We start from the raw sequence: 17,110 nt of genomic DNA on the forward strand, positions 1-17,110 counted from the left end.
GAAGGAATAGCCCAGCCGATGACCGATAAATCCGCGCTCCGCGATGCCGCCCCGCTGAAAGGGACGGGCGTGCGCCTCGCCGCCGCCCTGCATGCCAACCTCACCGCCCCGGGCCTCACCGCCCACGCGCTGCGCAAGGGCGAAGCCCGCCTCTCCGCCGAGGGCGCGCTGATCGTCAAAACCGGCATCCATACCGGCCGCTCGGTGGCCGATAAATTCGTCGTCGACGAGCCCGAGACCACCAACGACATCTGGTGGGGCAAGATCAACCAGCGCCTGCCGCGTGAAAAATTCGCCGTTCTGAAGGGCCGCGTGCAGGCCTATCTGCAGGGGCGCGAGCTGTTCACCCAGGATCTGTACGCCGGCGCGGACCCGGACCACCGCATCCGGGTGCGCCTGGTCACCACCGGCGCCTGGCACGCCCTCTTCGCCCGCAACATGTTCATCCGCCCGGCCGAGGGCGAGCTGGCCGGGTTCGAGCCGGATTACGTCATCCTCCACGCCCCGGATTTCGAGGCCGACCCGGCGCTGGACGGGGTGAAATCCTCCACCGCCATCGCCCTCTCCTTCGCCGAAAAACTGATCGTCATCGCCGGCACCGAATATGCGGGCGAGATCAAGAAATCCATCTTCACCGTAATGAACTGGCTGCTGCCTGCCAAGGGCATGCTGCCGATGCATTGCTCCGCCAATATCGGCCCGAATGAGGATGCGGCTCTGTTCTTCGGCCTCTCCGGCACCGGCAAGACCACCCTCTCCTCGGACCCCACCCGCCGGCTCATCGGCGATGACGAGCATGGCTGGGGCCCGCATGGTGTGTTCAATTTCGAGGGCGGCTGCTACGCCAAGGTGATCGACCTCTCCGAGGAAAACGAGCCGGAAATCTGGGCCGCCTCGCACCGCTTCGGCACGGTTCTGGAAAATGTGGTGGCGGACCCGCGCGGCCGGCTGGACCTGACCGACCGCACCCTCACCGAAAACACCCGCGCCTGCTATCCGGTCGAGTTCATCCCCAATGTCGAGCTCTCCGGCCAGGGCGGCATTCCGAAGAACGTGATCATGCTCACCGCCGATGCCTTCGGCGTGCTCCCGCCGATCTCGCGCCTCACCCCGGCGCAGGCCATGTACCATTTCCTCTCCGGCTACACCGCGCGCGTGGCGGGCACGGAAAAGGGGCTGGGCAGCGGCGCCCAGGCCACCTTCTCCACCTGCTTCGGCGCCCCCTTCCTGCCCCGCCACCCGCAGGTTTACGGCAAGCTGCTGCAAGAGCTGATCAAGCAGCACGGCGCGCATTGCTGGCTGGTCAATACCGGCTGGAGCGGCGGCGCCTATGGGGTCGGCAAGCGCATGTCCATCAAGCATACCCGCGCTTTGCTGAACGCCGCCCTGAACGGTGAGCTCGACCATGTCGACTACCGCACCGACCCGTTCTTTGGCCTCGCCATCCCCGTGCATGTGGACGGCGTTCCCGACGAGGTCCTCGATCCCCGCCAGGCCTGGTCCGACAAGGCTGCCTACGACGCCGCCGCCAAGGGCCTGGTGCAGCGCTTCATCGAGAATTTCGAGAGTTTTGCCGAGCATGTGGACGAGGACGTGAAAGCGGCGGCGATTAAGAGCGCCGCGTAAGGGTTTTGATCCGGGTTAGATGAGGAAAAGGCCGGACCATTGGGTCCGGCCTGTTTCATTTCTGGCTCCAGCAACATCATTGCGATGAGGGTGAAGCAAAGCATTACCAGTCAAATACAGGTACGCCGTTTTGCTTATTACGCTCGTCCGGCGAGGCTCCGTACTCGTAGTAGTCGGATACAAAACAGGAACATAGTAAAGTCTAGCCAGGCCTCTGCCAAAGAGGCTAAAAGCTTTTAATCATGCGAAAAGAAATCCATGCTTTCTGTCGTTGAGCAGGTCTTCGGAATCGCGCCTGGACGCGGAGTGCTCCAGCGTCCGGCTCCCTTACCATTATCGCGCGCGTTGGATCGAATAAGCTGCATCGATGCGGCTGAATACAATTTTTGGTACGGAGAGCTTTATGCAGCCGCAACGGGCCGTAAACAGCCCAGCCCCGCTACTATAACCTCGTTCGGCAGCGTGTCTATTGACCCAACGCTCTTGCAGCAGATTGCTGGACCTCCCCCAATCCATCATCACAAGGCTCCGGCTGCTCTTTACCAGAGCAAGTCAGCTCAAGCGAAATTACCCGCCATAGGAAAACACCAAGATTTACCAGAGATAGAAAGAAGGTTGCATGCACAAGCGCAGAAGCAACTCGACATACAGGATAAGCAAGCCGCATATGATAATCAGAGACAGATTATACAGGCAATTGCACCATGGATCGGCTTCTACGCGACGCTTTTTAATACCAGCACTATACCACGAATCTCGGCTTTTCTTGGCAATGCCGGTGAAGAATCATGGGCATTTACAAGATTGGTGGAAGATCTTGAATATACAAGCGCGTCAAGCATAGCTCGCACATTCGGCATCCAGTCCACAAAAGCCGCAGAACCGTATGTCAACAACCCAGAAGCTCTTGCCAATTACGTTTATAGTGGCGAGCGCGCTCGCTTTCTTGGAAACGGACCATTTGGAAACGGTAACGGATGGCGATATCGCGGGCGCGGTCTCTTACAAATTACGGGTTATATAACTATACTCAATTCTCAAAGAGTATGCAGATCGATTTTGTAAAAAATCCAGATCTTGTAGCCGAACCACAATATGCGGTCGCATCCGCCCTTTGGTATTGGGGTATGCGTCATTTGAACCATTATGCCGACAATTATGATTTTATCAGCCTTATCCATGCGATCAATCCTGGCGGGCTAAATATGGCGACAAGAGAGGCAAATCGGAAACTTGCCGCGAGAACGATCATGGAACGGATGCTTCACAATGCGGGTTAATTTGAAAAAATCTCTTTTTATTCTAGCTTTTTCCACAATCAGCCTTGCAACCGCCATGGCCGCCAGTACCTCCGTGCCGCCCCCGTCGGGGCAATGCGCGCATCTGGATCTGGACGCATCAAAGATTATCCCAAACACAATCTTTCCCGTAACGTTAAAGCCATATGGGGATGTTTGCTTTGTTGGCCATATCATCAATGATCCTCTTGGCGATGAGGGGATCAACCACCAAGCGCTGGATACAGCTTACATTGCCCTGAGCCTCTACCAGAACGGCAAAGACATCCACGACCTGACATGGCCAAACACGCCCGATTACGCCTGGAACACCCTCACGGCGGAGGTCAAATCAGTTGCCTTTCGCCGCCTGAGAGGCAGCAAATATACCGACATTATCGTCATCGGCGTATCAGGCGGCCCCAGTGGCCAGCCAATCTACCAGCCCCTCATCTACATCACGTCAAAAACCAAGATCACTTTTGATCAGACTTTGAGTGATCTCATGTCACAGGGCAATTACGCGACCATGCCGGAGCTATTAAAGGCAATCGACAGAGTTGGGGTGAAGCCACCGCCTGCCTCAGACGAATGAAACCTTCAACCGCAAACCCCTTCATAAACCACTGAAATCTAACGCGTTGTTATTTTAAACGCCAACCCATGTTCCACGTGGAACATTCCAAGAACAAAACACTCTCACCCCACCCGCCTTGCCCCGATCAGAAATTCCACATTCCCCTCCGGCCCTTTGATCGGGCTTGGCGTAATCCCCAGCACCTCCCAGCCCGGCAGGGCGGAAAACCAGGCTTCGATCCGCGCGCAAACCTGCTCATGCACGGCCGGATCGCGCACCACCCCGCCTTTGCCCACCTGCTCCGGCCCGGCCTCGAATTGCGGTTTGATCAGCGCCACCGCGAAGGCGCCGGGCGCGCATAAGCCCAGCCCCGCCGGCAGCACCGTCTGCAGCCCGATAAAGCTGGCATCGCAGACAATCGCGCCGATCGGCTCCGGGATCTGTTCCGCGCTCAGATGCCGGGCATTGGTCTTCTCCATCACCACCACCCGCGGATCGGAGCGCAGCTTCCAGGCCAGCTGCCCATGCCCCACATCCACCGCGTAAACTTTTTCCGCCCCGTTGCTGAGCAGCACATCGGTAAACCCGCCGGTGGAGGCACCCACATCCAGCCCGATCCGCCCGGCAGCCTCAAACCCGAAATGCGCCAGCCCATGCGCCAGCTTCATGCCGCCGCGCGAAACCCAGGGATGCTCCTGGCCTTTCACCGAAAGCTGCGCGTCCTCCGGCAGCGTATCCCCGGCCTTCGCCACCCGCGCCGTGCCGGCATAAACCAGCCCGGCCATAATCAGCGCCTGCGCCTTCGCCCGGCTCTCCGCCAGCCCGCGCGCCACCAGCATCACATCCACACGCTGCTTGGCCATTATCTGCTGTCTCCGGGCATGGATTTGAAACGATAGGGGCTGGCACTGGTGGTATCGGGGCTCAGCGCCAGCCGGTGGGCAATCGGCGGGAAGGCGCGGGAGCGGCACTCCTGGCGCTCGCACAGCCGGCAGGAGAGCCCGATCCCCACCGCCGCCCCGGCCAGGTCCAGCCCGTCGCCATAGACGATGCTGCGCGCGTGCGACACATCGCACCCCATGGCGACCACCCGCACCGGTGCTGGCTCCCCCCAGCGCGCCGGCCGCCCGGTGATGGCGCGGGCGAAGCAGAGAAACGTCTCGGTGGCGGAAAGCTGCGCCACCTGCACGCGGATGGCGCCGGGCGTGGCGAAGGCCGAATGCGCCACCCAGCGCGGACAGGTGCCGCCATAGCGCATGAACGGAAAGCCGGCGGCGGAAAACCGCTTGCTGACATTCCCCGCCGCATCCACCCGCAGAAAGAAAAACGGCACCCCGCGCTGCCCGGCCCGCTGCATGGAGGATAGACGCTGGCAGGCCTGCTCATAGGAAACCCCAAACCGCGCGGCCAGCCCGTCAACATCGTAGCGCAGCGATTGCGCGGCTTCGAGAAACGGTTCGTAGGGCATCATCAAGGCGGCGGCGATATAGTTCAGCAGCCCGATGCGCAGCAGCTCGGCGGCGTCGCGCGTCGTCGGCTCGGCGCGTTTGACGATCGCCTCCACCGGGGCGCGGGCTTCCAGCAAGGCGAGCTGGAAGGCCATCTGAAACCCCCGGCTCTCGCGCGGCAGATCCTCCGAGAGGGTGAGCATGCGGTTGGCGGCGTCGAACACCCGCAAGCTGCCCGGCAGCGGGCGCACCTGCACCACCAGCCCGTGCTGGCGCCGCAACCGCTCCGCCAGCGCGTGCGAGGAGCCAAAGCCCGCCACATCCAGCGTCTTGCCAATCGCCTCGGCGGCATCCTCCAGCGCCGGGAAATGGTTTTCATGGGCGTGGAAGAAATCCCGCACCTCCTCATTTGGCAGCAAAATCTTGCGCCCGGAGGGCAAGGTGATGCCGGTGCCTTCCTCCCTTGCCCCGGCCAGTGCGCGATGCAGCGCCAGGACGGCGCGGGCGGCATTCGGGGCGGCGGCGAGGGCCTGGAGCTCGCTTTCCGGCACCGCGTCCGCGCCCAGCTGCGGGTCGGTGAAGACCTCGCGCAGCGCCACCTCGAACTCGCGCTCCTGGGTGCCGGAGAGGGCGGCGAGGTCCACTTTCAGCGTCTCGGTCAGCTTGAACAAAAGCGAGGCGGTGACATTGCGCTGGTCATGCTCGACCAGGTTCAGATAGGAGGTTGAAATCCCCAGCTTCTGCGCAAGGCCTTGCTGGGTGAAGCCCTGCTCCATCCGCAGCCGCCGGATGGTCTTGCCGATCATCACTTTTGACATGTTTTACATTTTGCAAAAATTTACAGTAAAGTCACGCACAGATTTCGCCGGATCGGGCGAAAAACCGCTCGCGCAATCGCCGTGGTGTAAATAAATTCACTCTTACCTTCACTGGTCCGGCGACCTCTCCATGCACCTTCCAACGCCGGATTGGTGAAGGCTCTGCTCTCAACCCATGGAGTGTCACTATGCGTAACCAGATGAACCCCTGCTTCTCTCCCGACGGTCTCGGCGGGAACGGTGTGGTGGTGGCGCGTGACGCCCGCGCCAGCGGCCGCTCGCCCCAGCCCACCCCGACCCACCGCCGCGCGGAGACCAACCATGAGCACCATGCTGATTTTGACAATTACGATGATGGCCTGGTCCATGGCCATTTCTGGGCCATGTCTTCGACCGTCCGCTAGAGCGCTTTCAGGCTGACCGTAAACGGTCAGCGCGCTCTAGCTCTTTATTTTAACGAGCAACTTTATGACCCTGGATGATTCCATTCAGGGTCATGTTGCTCTAAAAAACCATAAAAAAAGCCAGGTTTAGGGATGGCAGGACGGCCCCCGGTTCCACCGCCGGGGGCCGTTTTTGCGTCGGCGCAGCCAGCGTTGCACCGGCTGGTCGAGCCAGAGCGTGGCCGCGGTGCACAGCGCGTAGATCAGCAGGATCACCACCAGCAATGCCCAGGGCCGCGCCGTGGCGCCCAGCTGAATCCGGCCTTTGCCCCAGGCCAGCAGCAGCGCCAGGATGACCATGTGCAGAATGTAGAGCGGGTAGGAGAGCTGCCCCAGCCCGCGCGCCAGCCGGCCGGTGCGCACGGCGCCGCGGCGCTCCAGCCCGGCCAGGGCCAGGATCAACCCGCCAAAGCCGATCGCGGCGCAGCCGGCCTTCAGCGCCTTGTCCAGCGGCGCATCCCCAAACGAAACCAACGCCCCCGGCAGCGCGAAGGCGATGCCGAGCCCGAGCAGCGCCAGGCAGGCCGGCGGCTTCAGGCTGTGCCGATGATACAGCCACGCCGCCAGCAGCCCGCCGAAAAACAGCAGATCCGTGCTGGTGAACAGCCCGCCCGCCGCAGGCGGCCCAAGCTCAGCCGGCCAGGCCAGCCGGGCCAGGATCGCCAACGCCCAGACCCCCAGCACCCAGCGCGCCAGCCCCGGCAGCAGGCAGAGCCCGAACAGCAGATAGAAGCCGATTTCGTAACGCAGCGTCCAGGCCGGGGCGACCCATTCATCATGCGCCCCGGGCCAGAGCGTGATCAGCGGCGCCAGCAAGGCCGGGCGCAGGGCGGCGTGCCAGAGCAGCATCGCCCCCGCCAGCGCCAGCCAATAGACGGGGTAGATGCGGCAGGCGCGGCGCCACCAGAAGCGCAGCGTGGCATAAGGCTGGCCAAAATCGTCGCGATGCGCGTGCAGCATGACGAAGCCGCTGAGCACGAAGAAATATTGGATGGCCGGCAGCGGCAGCAACGCCAGCAGGCCAGAGGCCGGGCGCGGGTGTGCGCTGAGCTGGCCGACCGCCCAGCTGGCATGGAACAGGGCGACGACAGATGCGGCGATGAAGCGCCCCAGCTCCAATGTTCCCAGTTTGGCGCGAGCTTGTTGCGGCACGCCTTTGGCTACACAGCATTTGCCCGCTTGGCAAACCGTCCGCTTGGGTGTGAAATCCCGCCATGTCCGCCCGGCCCTTTCTGCTCACACCGGATCTGCTGCTCCGCGCCTACCGGCTCGGGCTGTTTCCGATGGCGGAATCGCGCGAGAGCCGGACTTTGCATTGGCTGGACCCGGATGCGCGCGGGGTGCTGCCGCTGCATGGGTTTCACATCTCCCACAGCCTGATGAAGACGCTGCGCGGCAACCGCTTTACCGTTACCGCCGATGCGGATTTCGCCGGCACCATCGCCGCCTGCGCGGCGTCGCGCGAAAACCGGCCAGAGACCTGGATCAATCACGAGATCGAGACCCTGTTCACCGCGCTTTTCCGGCTGGGCTTCGCGCATAGCGTCGAGACCTGGGAGGATGGCAGGTTGGTGGGCGGGCTGTATGGCGCGGCGCTGGGCGGGGCGTTTTTCGGCGAGAGCATGTTCTCCACCGCGACGGATGCTTCCAAGGTGGCGCTGGCGCATCTGGTGGCGCGTCTGCGCCTCGGCGGTTATGTGCTGCTGGATACGCAATTCATCACCAGCCATCTCGCCCGCTTCGGCGCGCATGAGGTGCCGCGCGCGCGCTATCACGCGCTGCTGGCGGAGGCGCTGGAGCATCCCGCCCGGTTTCCAGACCGCCCCGATCCCGCCGCATTGCTGCGCGAGTTTGAGGCCATCCGAAAAGAGGTTCCATGAAATATCTGCTTCTCGCCGCCTGCGCGGCCCTGATTCCCGGCCTCGCCGCCGCCACCCCGGCCTTTCTGCCGACGCGCGATGTGCAGGTGGATTACACCCTCTCAGGCACCGGCCAGGCGCCGCAGAATTACCAGCTCAGCTACAATGCCCAGCACCAGCTGGCGCGGGTGGACAGCCCGAACGGGTTTTTCGTGCTGGCGGATCTGCCGCGCGGCGAGGCGAAGCTGGTGGTGCCGGCCTTGCACGCCATTGTCAGCGCGCCGGATTTCTCGGCGCTGACCGCCGAGATCAGCCAGGCGGACGGAGCGAATTTCAGCCCGCTGGGGCAAGGGCATTATGCCGGGTTGGCGTGTCGGAATTATCTGGTGACGGACCAGCACGGTTCCGCCACGGCGTGCCTGACGCGCGATGGGGTGGTTCTGCATTTTGTCGGGCATGATGCGCATGGCGGCGCGGATGTGACCGCGACCGCCGTCAATTTCGGGCCGCAGCCAGCGGACGGGTTCATGCCGCCGCCCGGCTTCGCGCCGCTGAATTTGCCGCCGGGGGCGGTGGCCGCGCTGCTGCAACAGCATTAGTTGTAAAAGTTTTTGGTGCCGCTTTTTTCAAAAAGCGGCGAAAAACGTTTGGGGTGGTGGCACCGCCGTCATCACCACCCAAACGTTTCTGGGGACTTTTTGAAAAAAGTCCCCAGACCCCCAAAAACTTTTATTAACTTTACGGCTTCAGCCGGTAGCCGGTGCGGAAAATCCACCAGATCGCCGCCAGGCACGCCACCATGAAGCCCAGCGTGCAGGCCAGGCTTGTCATCACCCGTACATCCGCCGCGCCATAGAAGCTCCAGCGAAACCCGCTGATCAGATACACCACCGGATTGAACAGATTGAGCGTGCGCCAGGGTTCGGGCAGCATGTCGATGGAATAGAAGGCCCCACCCAGGAAGGTGAGCGGGGTGACGATGATGGCGGGGATGATCGAGAGCTGTTCGAAATTGCGCGCCCAGATGCCGATGATGAAGCCGAACAGGCTGAAGGTGATCGAGGTGAGCAGCATGAACGCCACCATCCAGACCGGATGCAGGATTTGCAGCTTGATGAAAAAGCTCGCGGTGATCAGGATGATCAGCCCCAGCAGCACGGATTTCGTCGCCGCGGCGCCGACATAGGCCGTCACCGTCTCGAAGGCCGAAAGCGGGGCCGAGAGGATTTCGAAAATCGCCTTGGTGAAGATCGGGAAATAGAAGCCGACCGAGGCGTTGGAGATGCTCTGCGTCAGCAGCGTCAGCATGATCAGGCCGGGGACGATGAAGGCGCCATAGCTCACACCCTGCACGCTGTGCATATGCGAGCCCACCGCCCCGCCGAAGACGACGAAATACAGGATGGTGGTGATTACCGGGGTGGCGATGCTCTGCCAGAAGGTGCGGCGCATGCGCGCCATCTCGGCGCGATAGACTGTCCAAACGCCACGGGGGTTGAAGCGGGCATTCATACTTTCTGCTCCACCAGAGTCAGGAAAATATCTTCAAGCGAGCTGCGGCCGGTTTCCAGATCGGTGAAATCCAGCCCCAGCTCGCCGAGGGCGCGCAGCAGGTCCTGCACGCCGTTCTCGGTCGTGTTCGCGTCGAAATGATAGACCAGACAGCGCCCATCCTCCGCCAGCTCCAAATTCCAGCGGCTCAAGCTTGCGGGGATCTCCGCCAGAGGCCGCGCCAGCTCCAGCCTCAGCCGGCGCTTGCCGAAGCGGTGCATCAAGGCGGCGGTCTGCTCGACCAGAAGCAGCTTGCCATCGGCGATGACGCCGACCCGGTCCGCCATCTCCTCGGCTTCCTGGATGTAATGGGTGGTGAGAATGATGGTGACACCGCGCTGGCGCAGGCTGCGCACCAGCGTCCACATGTCGCGGCGCAGATTCACATCCACCCCCGCCGTCGGCTCGTCCAGGAACAGCAGCTTGGGCTCATGCGCCAGCGCCTTGGCGATCATCACCCGGCGCTTCATGCCGCCGGAGAGCTCCAGGATGCGGGCATGGCGCTTGTCCCACAGCGTCAGGTCGCGCAGCAGCGTCTCGATGAAGCCGTTATCCGGCTTCAGCCCGAACAGGCCGCGGCTGAAGCGCACCGTGTCCCAGACCGTGGCGAAAATCTCCAGCGAGATATCCTGCGGCACCAGCCCTATGGCCGCGCGCGCGGCGCGGTAATCGCGGTTGATCTCGTGCCCGTCGATCCGCACCTCGCCGGCGCTGGCGCGCACCAGCCCGCAAATGATGCTGATCAGCGTCGTCTTGCCGGCGCCGTTGGGGCCGAGCAGGGCGAAAATCTCGCCCTTGGCGATGTCGAGATCGACCCCGTCCAAGGCGACGAACCCGGTATCGTAGGCCTTGCGCAGCCCCGAGACGGTGATGATGGATGACATGCGGCTCCCCGTTAGAGCAACATCCGGTCAAACGGAATCGTTTGATCGGATAAAGTTGCTCGCTAAACCAAAGCTGAGAGCATCAAGCTCAAGGCTTGATGCTCTCAGGCTGCGCCGATGGGTGGCGCGGCGCCGCTTATATAGTGTCGCGGCGCCCGCAAACACCCCGTATCGCGCAAGCCCTGCCGTGGCGATGGGGGGCCGTTGGCCCCGAAATTTAAGCCAGGCGGGCCGTGGGGGTGATCTGCTTCGGGTCGGTGCGCAGCTCGATCAGCGCCGGCTTGCCGGCGGCCAGGGCCCGCGCGAAGGCGGCGGGGAAGGCGTCGGTTGCCTCCACCAGCTCGGCATGCGCGCCATAGGCTTTCGCCAGCGCCACGAAATCCGGGTTGTGCAGATCGGTGGCGCTGACGCGGCCGGGATATTCGCGCTCCTGATGCATGCGGATGGTGCCCAGCATGTTGTTGTTCACCAGCAGCACGATCAGCGGGGCGTTGAACTGCACCGCCGTCGCCAGCTCCTGCGCGTACATCATGAAGCAGCCATCGCCGGCCACACAGATGGAGATGCGGTCGCGGTCCTGCAGCTTCGCCGCCACCGCGGCGGGGAAGCCATAGCCCATGGCGCCGTTGGTGGGGGCCAGCGCCGTGCGCGGCTGCCGGTAGCGGTAATAGCGATGCACCCAGACGGTATAATTGCCCGCCCCGTTGGCGATAGTGGCGCTCTCCGGCAGCGTTTGGTTGAGATGGCCGATCACCTGCGCCAGATCCACCCCCTGGATCTCCGGATTGGGCCGCGGGGTGGAATGGGCGCGGTAATCCGCGTTCGCGGCCTGGGTCCAGCCCGCCCAGGGGATGCTGGCCGGGGCCGGCAGCGCCGCCAGCGCCCGCGCCGCCAGGGAGAGCCCGGCCAGCACCGGCAGATCCGCCTGATAGACCCGGCCCAGCTCCTGCGGGTCCGGATGGATGTGGATCATTGGCTGCACCGGCTTGGGGGATTGGATCAGCGTGTAGCCGGCGGAGACCGTCTCCGAGAGGCGCGAGCCGATGACCAGCAGCAGATCGCTCTCCTGCACCCGCCTGGTGAGGGCCGGCGCGGTGCCGAGGCCGAGCTGGCCGGCATAATGCGGGTCGCGATTATCGAACAGATCCTGCCGGCGGAAAGAGGCAGCGACCGGCAGGTTGAACTTGTCCACGAAACGGGCGAGGGCCTTGCTGCCGGCCTCGTCCCAGCCGGTGCCGCCCAGGATCACCAGCGGTTGCTTCGCGTTGGCCAACATCGTGCCGATCTCGGCGATCGCCGCCGCATCCGGGGCGGCATGGGCGATGCGCACGGCGGGCGCCGGGGACACGGCGGCGCTGGCAAACATCACATCCTCCGGCAGCGCCACCACCACCGGGCCGGGACGGCCGGACATCGCCACCGCGAAGGCGCGGGAGACGATTTCGGGGATGCGCGCGGCATCGTCGATCTCGGTGACCCATTTGGCCACTTCGCCGCCGAACATCTGGCGGTAATCCATTTCCTGGAAGCCCTCGCGGCCCATCGCGGCGCGCTCCACCTGGCCGATGAACAGGATCATCGGGGTGGAATCCTGCCGGGCGGTATGCACGCCATTGGCGGCATGGGTCGCACCTGGGCCGCGGGTGACGAAGCAGATGCCCGGCCGGCCGGTCAGCTTGCCATAGGCGTCCGCCATGTTGGAGGCGGCCCCTTCATGCCGGGTGACGATGGTGCGGATCTGGGGCGTGTCATAAAGCGCGTCCAGCACCGGCAGATAGCTCTCGCCCGGCACGCAATAGACCGTATCGACGCCATTGCGCCGCAGCGCATCGACCAGGATGAAGCCGCCATTGCGGGCCTGAATGGGCTGGGGGGTGAGGGTGTCAGGCATCGCGCTTCGCTCCGGTTCTGGGTGAGATCGCGGCCGCCGCGCGGGCCGCGAGGAAAGGCATGATGCGGACAGACGGCGCATGCCGCGAATGGCGACCATTCAAACCAGCAATGAGCAGAATGACAACCACAAGAAAACAGTCTTTTGCGCGGCGTTTTTGCGGGATGTCGCCATGGCGCGCCCGATCAAAATTGGTTATAATCAATTACAAATTTTTAGACAACATTGAGGAAGATGGCATGGAACTGACCGGCGACTTACTGATCGGCGCGACCAGCGCGCGCGGCACGGCACAGAGCTTCTCCGGGGTGGATGCCAGCAGCGGCGCGGTGCTGGCGCCCGCTTATGGCGGCGCCACGCCAGAGGATGTGGCCCGTGCCTGCGCGCTGGCGCAGGCCGCCTTCGCCCCCTACCGTGCCACCAGCCCGCAAGCCCGCGCCGCGTTTCTGGAGCTGGCGGCGGCGAAGATCGACGCGCTGGGCGATGCGCTGACGGACCGTGCCTGCGCCGAGACCGGCCTGCCGCGGGCGCGCATTGAAGGCGAGCGCGGCCGCACCGTCGGCCAGCTGCGGCTCTTCGCCAAGGAGGTGCTGGAGGGCGGCTGGCAGGATGTGCGGATCGACCCGGCTCTGCCGGAGCGCAAGCCGCTGCCCCGGCCGGATCTGCGGTTGCGGATGATCCCGCTTGGGCCGGTGGCGGTGTTCGGCGCCTCCAATTTCCCGCTGGCCTTCTCGGTGGCGGGGGGGACACCGCCTCGGCCTTGGCCGCCGGCTGCCCGGTGGTGGTGAAGGCGCATCCGGCGCATCCCGGCACCTCGGAGCTGGTCGGCCGCGCCATCCAGGCGGCGGTGAAGGAGGCCGGGCTGCATGAGGGCGTGTTCTCGCTGCTGTTCGGCGTGGGCGATGCGCTGGGCCAGGCGCTGGTGAGCGATGCCCGGATCAAGGCGGTGGGCTTCACCGGCTCGCGCGGCGGCGGGCTGGCTTTGGGTAAGCTGGCGGCGGCGCGCCAGGAGCCGATCCCGGTTTACGCGGAGATGAGCAGCATCAACCCCGTGCTGCTCCTCCCCGGCGCGCTGGCGGCCAATGGCGCGGCGCTGGGAACAGCTTTCGCCGGCTCGCTGACCATGGGGGCGGGGCAGTTCTGCACCAATCCCGGCCTGCTGCTGGCCACCCCGGGCCCGGGCTGGAGGATTTCGTGGCCGCCGCCAGTGCCGCCATCAATGCCGCCCCGGCCGCGACCATGCTGCATAAGGGCATTCTGGCGGCGTACGAAAAAGGCGTCGCCCAGCATGCGGCGACGGCGGGGGTGGAGCGGCTCGCCGCCGGGCAGACCGGCGCCAATGCCGCGCAGCCGGTGTTCTTCCGCACCAAGGCGGAAAATTTCATCGCCAACCCCAACCTCGCCGACGAGATTTTCGGCGCCGCCGGGTTGCTGGTGGAAGGGGCGGATGATGAAGCGCTGGCGGCTTTGCTGCGCGGGCTGGAAGGCCAGCTCACCATCACCGTACACATGACCGAGGCGGACGAGGCTTTGTTCGCCAAGCTGCTGCCGCTGCTGGAGGAAAAAGCCGGGCGGATTCTGGTGAATGGCTGGCCGACCGGTGTGGAGGTCTGCCACGCCATGGTGCATGGCGGGCCCTTCCCCGCCACCTCGGACGCGCGCACCACCTCCGTCGGCACGCTGGCGATCCGGCGGTTTCTGCGGCCGGTCTGTTATCAGAATGTCGCGGAGAAGCTGCTGCCGGAAGCGGTGCGGGATGCGAATCCGTACGGGATCGCGCGGCGGATGGATGGCACGCTGACGCTGGCGTAAAAAGTTTTTTGGTGCCGCTTTTTTTCAAAAAAGCGGCGAAAACGTCTGGGGTGGTGGCAGAGACGTTGCCATCACACCAGACGTTCGTGGGAACTTTTTGAAAAAAGTTCCCACACCCTCAAAAACTTTTGAGACTTAAGGCATCATTGGCGGCACGAAGGTCAGCGTCTGCGCGAACAGCCAGAGCATGAACAGCACCAGCGGCACATGCACGATCAGCTGCAGGAAGGTGAAGCCGACAATGTCCCGCGCCTTCAAGGACAGCACGCCCAGCAGCGGCAGCATCCAGAACGGGTTGATCAGGTTCGGCAGCGCCTCCGCGGCGTTATAAACCTGCACCGCCCAGCCCAGATGCACCTTCAGATCCGCCGCCGCCTTCATCACATACGGCGCCTCGATGATCCATTTGCCGCCGCCCGAGGGCACGAAGAAGCCGAGAATGGCGGAATAGGCGCCCATCACCACCGGGAAGGAGCCCGTGGTGGTCGCCGCCACGAAGCCATGCGCGATCAACTCGGCCAGACTATGCCCGCCGGCTCCCTTGGCGGTGGTCATGATCGCGGCGATGGCGCCGTAAAGCGGGAACTGGATCAGCACGCCGGTCGTCGCCGGCACGGCTTTCGCCACCGCGTTGAGGAAGGCTTTCGGGCGCCAATGCAGCAACAGCCCGGCCATCAGGAAGATCAGGTTATAGGTGTTGAGGTTGGCGATGGCATTGGCGCCATGGGCGGCGAATTGCTGCCAGCCCCAGCCGGCGGCCATCAGCACCACCAGAATGGTGATCAGCGGTGAATATTCCAGCCACTCGCCCGGCCGGGTGCGCGGCGGCAGCACCGGCACCGCGAGCCCCGGCTCGATGCCCAGCTGCTCGGCGGTGACGGCCTTGTCGCCGGTCGGGGTGGAGAAACGGCAGATCAGCACCGAGACCACCACCAGCACCGCCGCCATGGTCATTGACTGCCAGAGGAAGATGGTCTGGGTGAAGGGCAGCACGCCGGTGATCGCCAGCAGCGGCTTCGGCAGGCTGGCCGGGTTGGCCTGCAGCTGCGCCGCCGAGGAGGTGAGGCCCAGCGCCCAGGTCGCGCCCAGGCCGAGATAGCCCGCCGCCCCCGCGGCGCGATAATCCATCCGCAAATCGCCGCGGGCCGCCATCGCCCGCGCCAGCAGCCCGCTGAACACCAGGCTGAGGCCCCAATTGAGAAAGGAGGTGCCCATGCTGATGAAGGCGATGAAGGCCACCGCCCCCGGCCCGCTGCGCGGCAGGCTGGCCAGCCAGTTGATCAGCCGCGCCGCCGGGGCGGAGGTGGCGATGACGTAGCCGGTGATGACGATGAACGCCATCTGCATCGAGAACACGATGAAGCTCCAGAACCCGTCGCCAAAAGCCCCCACCACCGCCACCGGCTTGGCGCCGATCAGCAATGCCGCGCCGGCCACCACGATCAACGCCAGGGCGGCGAAGATATAAGCGTCCGGAAACCAATATTCCGCCCAGCTGGTGAAGCGCAGGGCAAGGCTGGCGGCCAGCCCCGTGCGTTGTGTCTCGTCTTTGCTCGCGCTCATCTTTATCCCGTTCTTTGTTATCGTTCAGTCCCCAGACGGCAGGCGCTTTTTGCGGCGCCGGCCGGTGCTCTATACGCGCGGATCGCGGCGTTTAGATCACGCGCGCCGCACCGCCCTATATATGAACACCCGGCCGCACGCCGTCACCAGCCCCTCTGTCTCTGGCATATTGGGCTTGAAACCGCCGGTCAGATCAAGATGCGCGCCAGGGTGCGGCCCATCCACCCGGATTGGCCGTTCACGAGGATGCTGAGTTTTATGGCGAAGGCGGGGGAAGGCGCGCTCAGCCGAGCCGCACGCCGCTCTCGGGATCGAACAGGAAGGCCTTGCCGGGGCGACACCCAGCCGCAGTGTCTCGCCCATTTGCGGTCTGGTATCCGGCGCCACCCGGGCGATGCAGCGCACCGCGCCGACGTTGAAATGCACCAGCGTATCCGCCCCCAGCGGCTCGACCAGCAGGATTTGCACTGCCAGCCCGCCCTCACCCACCGGCTCGAAATGCTCCGGGCGGATGCCCAGCACCGCCGGGCCGCGCCGCGCGGTGAGCACCGGCAATAATGTGCCATCCTCCAGCCGCGCGCCGCCCGCCTCCAGCGTCACCGGCAGGAAATTCATCGAAGGCGAGCCGATGAAACCGGCGACGAAGCGGTTGGCGGGGGTACTGTAGATCTGCTCAGGCGTGCCAACCTGCTGGATGACGCCGCCGCGCAGCACCACGATGCGGTCCGCCATCGTCATCGCCTCCACCTGGTCGTGGGTGACGAAGACCATCGTGGTCTGCAGGCGCTGTGAGAGCGCCTTGATCTCGCCGCGCACCTGGCCGCGCAGCTGGGCGTCGAGATTGGAGAGCGGCTCGTCGAACAGGAATACCTGCGGATCGCGCACCACGGCGCGGCCCATGGCGACACGCTGGCGCTGCCCGCCGGAGAGATCGCGCGGGCGGCGCTTGAGCAACGGCTCGATCTCCAGCATCCGCGCCGCCGCCAGCACCCGCGTTTCGATATCCGCCTTCGCCGCGTGGCGCATTTCCAGCCCGAAGGCCATGTTCTGATAGACCGTCATATGCGGGTAGAGCGCGTAATCCTGGAACACCATGGCGATGTCGCGCTGCGCCGGGGTGAGGTCGTTCACCCGGCGCTCGCCGATGAACAGATCGCCCTCGGTGATCGGCTCCAGCCCGGCGATGATGCGCAGCAGCGTGGATTTGCCGCAGCCCGAGGGCCGACAAACACCATGAATTCATGATCGTTGATTTCGAGATCCAGCGAGGGGATCACATCATGCGTGCCGAAGCGCTTGCGCAGACCCTGCAATCTTACCGAAGCCATGCCTTACCCCTTCACCGCGCCAAGAGTGAGCCC

At 64.3% G+C, this 17,110-nt stretch carries 20 protein-coding genes; 10 read left to right on the plus strand and 10 right to left on the minus strand.

Annotation, left to right across the window (positions count from 1 at the left end):
* The first annotated feature begins 18 nt into the window (after positions 1-18).
* The 4 genes from GT370_RS14595 to GT370_RS14610 all read left to right on the plus strand — a co-directional run bounded on the left by GT370_RS14595 (position 19) and on the right by GT370_RS14610 (position 3,498).
* Positions 19-1,626, plus strand: a complete 1,608-nt coding sequence (locus GT370_RS14595) for a phosphoenolpyruvate carboxykinase (protein ID WP_008493892.1) — start codon at positions 19-21, stop codon at positions 1,624-1,626.
* 258 nt (positions 1,627-1,884) lie between these two features.
* Entirely contained in the window at positions 1,885-2,691 is an 807-nt protein-coding gene (locus GT370_RS14600) for a hypothetical protein (RefSeq protein ID WP_270183294.1), read from the plus strand.
* Positions 2,673-2,906: a hypothetical protein gene (locus GT370_RS14605; RefSeq protein ID WP_270183295.1), complete on the plus strand. Its 234-nt coding sequence runs from the start codon at positions 2,673-2,675 to the stop codon at positions 2,904-2,906. Before GT370_RS14600 ends, GT370_RS14605 begins: the two co-directional genes overlap by 19 nt.
* A complete protein-coding gene (locus GT370_RS14610; RefSeq protein ID WP_008493890.1) occupies positions 2,896-3,498 on the plus strand; it encodes a hypothetical protein in 603 nt (200 codons plus the stop codon). Before GT370_RS14605 ends, GT370_RS14610 begins: the two co-directional genes overlap by 11 nt.
* 104 nt (positions 3,499-3,602) lie before the next feature.
* Here the strand turns inward: GT370_RS14610 and GT370_RS14615 are convergent, their stop codons facing one another.
* Together GT370_RS14615 and GT370_RS14620 are read right to left on the minus strand one after the other, a co-directional pair.
* Positions 3,603-4,343, minus strand: a complete 741-nt coding sequence (locus GT370_RS14615) for a TlyA family RNA methyltransferase (RefSeq protein WP_008493888.1) — start codon at positions 4,341-4,343, stop codon at positions 3,603-3,605.
* Positions 4,343-5,746 carry a helix-turn-helix domain-containing protein gene (locus GT370_RS14620; protein WP_039885126.1) on the minus strand — a complete coding sequence of 468 codons (1,404 nt, stop codon included), beginning with the start codon at positions 5,744-5,746 and terminating at the stop codon, positions 4,343-4,345. Before GT370_RS14620 ends, GT370_RS14615 begins: the two co-directional genes overlap by 1 nt.
* Positions 5,747-5,934: 188 nt before the next feature.
* On the opposite strand from GT370_RS14620, the gene GT370_RS14625 reads away from it, so the two are divergent.
* A complete protein-coding gene (locus tag GT370_RS14625) occupies positions 5,935-6,150 on the plus strand; it encodes a hypothetical protein (protein WP_008493886.1) in 216 nt (71 codons plus the stop codon).
* Positions 6,151-6,276: 126 nt separating this feature from the next.
* Here GT370_RS14625 and GT370_RS14630 read toward each other — a convergent pair whose 3' ends face one another.
* The gene (locus GT370_RS14630; protein WP_083878606.1) at positions 6,277-7,341 is read right to left on the minus strand and encodes an acyltransferase family protein; all 1,065 of its coding nucleotides are present in this window, start codon (positions 7,339-7,341) and stop codon (positions 6,277-6,279) included.
* 62 nt (positions 7,342-7,403) lie between these two features.
* On the opposite strand from GT370_RS14630, the gene aat reads away from it, so the two are divergent.
* Both aat and GT370_RS14640 read left to right on the plus strand, forming a co-directional pair.
* The gene (aat, locus tag GT370_RS14635) at positions 7,404-8,069 is read left to right on the plus strand and encodes a leucyl/phenylalanyl-tRNA--protein transferase (RefSeq protein ID WP_008493884.1); all 666 of its coding nucleotides are present in this window, start codon (positions 7,404-7,406) and stop codon (positions 8,067-8,069) included.
* A complete protein-coding gene (locus GT370_RS14640; protein ID WP_008493883.1) occupies positions 8,066-8,647 on the plus strand; it encodes a hypothetical protein in 582 nt (193 codons plus the stop codon). Before aat ends, GT370_RS14640 begins: the two co-directional genes overlap by 4 nt.
* A gap of 139 nt (positions 8,648-8,786) precedes the next feature.
* Here GT370_RS14640 and GT370_RS14645 read toward each other — a convergent pair whose 3' ends face one another.
* The 4 genes from GT370_RS14645 to GT370_RS14660 all read right to left on the minus strand — a co-directional run bounded on the left by GT370_RS14645 (position 8,787) and on the right by GT370_RS14660 (position 12,579).
* Complete coding sequence (locus tag GT370_RS14645; protein WP_008493882.1) at positions 8,787-9,560, minus strand: ABC transporter permease; 774 nt, start codon at positions 9,558-9,560, stop codon at positions 8,787-8,789.
* Complete coding sequence (locus GT370_RS14650; protein ID WP_008493881.1) at positions 9,557-10,483, minus strand: ABC transporter ATP-binding protein; 927 nt, start codon at positions 10,481-10,483, stop codon at positions 9,557-9,559. Before GT370_RS14650 ends, GT370_RS14645 begins: the two co-directional genes overlap by 4 nt.
* A 217-nt stretch (positions 10,484-10,700) precedes the next feature.
* Positions 10,701-12,374, minus strand: a complete 1,674-nt coding sequence (locus GT370_RS14655; RefSeq protein WP_008493880.1) for a thiamine pyrophosphate-binding protein — start codon at positions 12,372-12,374, stop codon at positions 10,701-10,703.
* A complete protein-coding gene (locus tag GT370_RS14660) occupies positions 12,367-12,579 on the minus strand; it encodes a hypothetical protein (RefSeq protein ID WP_168118411.1) in 213 nt (70 codons plus the stop codon). The genes GT370_RS14655 and GT370_RS14660 overlap by 8 nt, the downstream gene beginning before the upstream one ends.
* A 34-nt stretch (positions 12,580-12,613) precedes the next feature.
* Between GT370_RS14660 and GT370_RS21575 the strand changes: the two genes are divergently transcribed.
* The 3 genes from GT370_RS21575 to GT370_RS21585 are packed head-to-tail and all read left to right on the plus strand — an operon-like array spanning position 12,614 to position 14,186.
* Positions 12,614-13,162, plus strand: a complete 549-nt coding sequence (locus tag GT370_RS21575; protein ID WP_442865442.1) for an aldehyde dehydrogenase family protein — start codon at positions 12,614-12,616, stop codon at positions 13,160-13,162.
* Complete coding sequence (locus GT370_RS21580; protein ID WP_442865443.1) at positions 13,135-13,887, plus strand: aldehyde dehydrogenase family protein; 753 nt, start codon at positions 13,135-13,137, stop codon at positions 13,885-13,887. The genes GT370_RS21575 and GT370_RS21580 overlap by 28 nt, the downstream gene beginning before the upstream one ends.
* The gene (locus GT370_RS21585; RefSeq protein WP_442865444.1) at positions 13,803-14,186 is read left to right on the plus strand and encodes a hypothetical protein; all 384 of its coding nucleotides are present in this window, start codon (positions 13,803-13,805) and stop codon (positions 14,184-14,186) included. The genes GT370_RS21580 and GT370_RS21585 overlap by 85 nt, the downstream gene beginning before the upstream one ends.
* Before the next feature lie 135 nt (positions 14,187-14,321).
* On the opposite strand, the gene GT370_RS14670 is transcribed toward GT370_RS21585, so the two are convergent.
* The 3 genes from GT370_RS14670 to GT370_RS20985 form a co-directional block, all read right to left on the minus strand.
* Complete coding sequence (locus tag GT370_RS14670) at positions 14,322-15,749, minus strand: short-chain fatty acid transporter (RefSeq protein ID WP_008493878.1); 1,428 nt, start codon at positions 15,747-15,749, stop codon at positions 14,322-14,324.
* Between the two features lie 96 nt (positions 15,750-15,845).
* Positions 15,846-16,946: an ABC transporter ATP-binding protein gene (locus GT370_RS14675; protein ID WP_333490088.1), complete on the minus strand. Its 1,101-nt coding sequence runs from the start codon at positions 16,944-16,946 to the stop codon at positions 15,846-15,848.
* A complete protein-coding gene (locus GT370_RS20985) occupies positions 16,877-17,077 on the minus strand; it encodes a hypothetical protein (RefSeq protein WP_333489959.1) in 201 nt (66 codons plus the stop codon). Before GT370_RS20985 ends, GT370_RS14675 begins: the two co-directional genes overlap by 70 nt.
* Positions 17,078-17,110: the final 33 nt, after the last annotated feature.

Source organism: Acidocella sp. MX-AZ03 (genome assembly GCF_027626035.1).
GTDB classification, from domain to species: Bacteria; Pseudomonadota; Alphaproteobacteria; order Acetobacterales; family Acetobacteraceae; genus Acidocella; species Acidocella facilis.

What these genes read in the sequence shown, in the direction of transcription:
- GT370_RS14625 (WP_008493886.1), top strand. Translation starts at nt 5,935, where the DNA reads ATGCGTAACCAGATGAACCCCTGCTTCTCTCCCGACGGTCTCGGCGGG.
- GT370_RS14645 (WP_008493882.1), bottom strand. Translation starts at nt 9,560, where the DNA reads ATGAATGCCCGCTTCAACCCCCGTGGCGTTTGGACAGTCTATCGCGCC.
- GT370_RS14615 (WP_008493888.1), bottom strand. Translation starts at nt 4,343, where the DNA reads ATGGCCAAGCAGCGTGTGGATGTGATGCTGGTGGCGCGCGGGCTGGCG.
- aat (WP_008493884.1), top strand. Translation starts at nt 7,404, where the DNA reads ATGTCCGCCCGGCCCTTTCTGCTCACACCGGATCTGCTGCTCCGCGCC.
- GT370_RS14600 (WP_270183294.1), top strand. Translation starts at nt 1,885, where the DNA reads ATGCTTTCTGTCGTTGAGCAGGTCTTCGGAATCGCGCCTGGACGCGGA.
- GT370_RS14650 (WP_008493881.1), bottom strand. Translation starts at nt 10,483, where the DNA reads ATGTCATCCATCATCACCGTCTCGGGGCTGCGCAAGGCCTACGATACC.
- GT370_RS14655 (WP_008493880.1), bottom strand. Translation starts at nt 12,374, where the DNA reads ATGCCTGACACCCTCACCCCCCAGCCCATTCAGGCCCGCAATGGCGGC.
- GT370_RS14670 (WP_008493878.1), bottom strand. Translation starts at nt 15,749, where the DNA reads ATGAGCGCGAGCAAAGACGAGACACAACGCACGGGGCTGGCCGCCAGC.
- GT370_RS14640 (WP_008493883.1), top strand. Translation starts at nt 8,066, where the DNA reads ATGAAATATCTGCTTCTCGCCGCCTGCGCGGCCCTGATTCCCGGCCTC.
- GT370_RS14595 (WP_008493892.1), top strand. Translation starts at nt 19, where the DNA reads ATGACCGATAAATCCGCGCTCCGCGATGCCGCCCCGCTGAAAGGGACG.
- GT370_RS14610 (WP_008493890.1), top strand. Translation starts at nt 2,896, where the DNA reads ATGCGGGTTAATTTGAAAAAATCTCTTTTTATTCTAGCTTTTTCCACA.
- GT370_RS14620 (WP_039885126.1), bottom strand. Translation starts at nt 5,746, where the DNA reads ATGTCAAAAGTGATGATCGGCAAGACCATCCGGCGGCTGCGGATGGAG.
- GT370_RS20985 (WP_333489959.1), bottom strand. Translation starts at nt 17,077, where the DNA reads ATGGCTTCGGTAAGATTGCAGGGTCTGCGCAAGCGCTTCGGCACGCAT.
- GT370_RS21575 (WP_442865442.1), top strand. Translation starts at nt 12,614, where the DNA reads ATGGAACTGACCGGCGACTTACTGATCGGCGCGACCAGCGCGCGCGGC.
- GT370_RS14605 (WP_270183295.1), top strand. Translation starts at nt 2,673, where the DNA reads ATGCAGATCGATTTTGTAAAAAATCCAGATCTTGTAGCCGAACCACAA.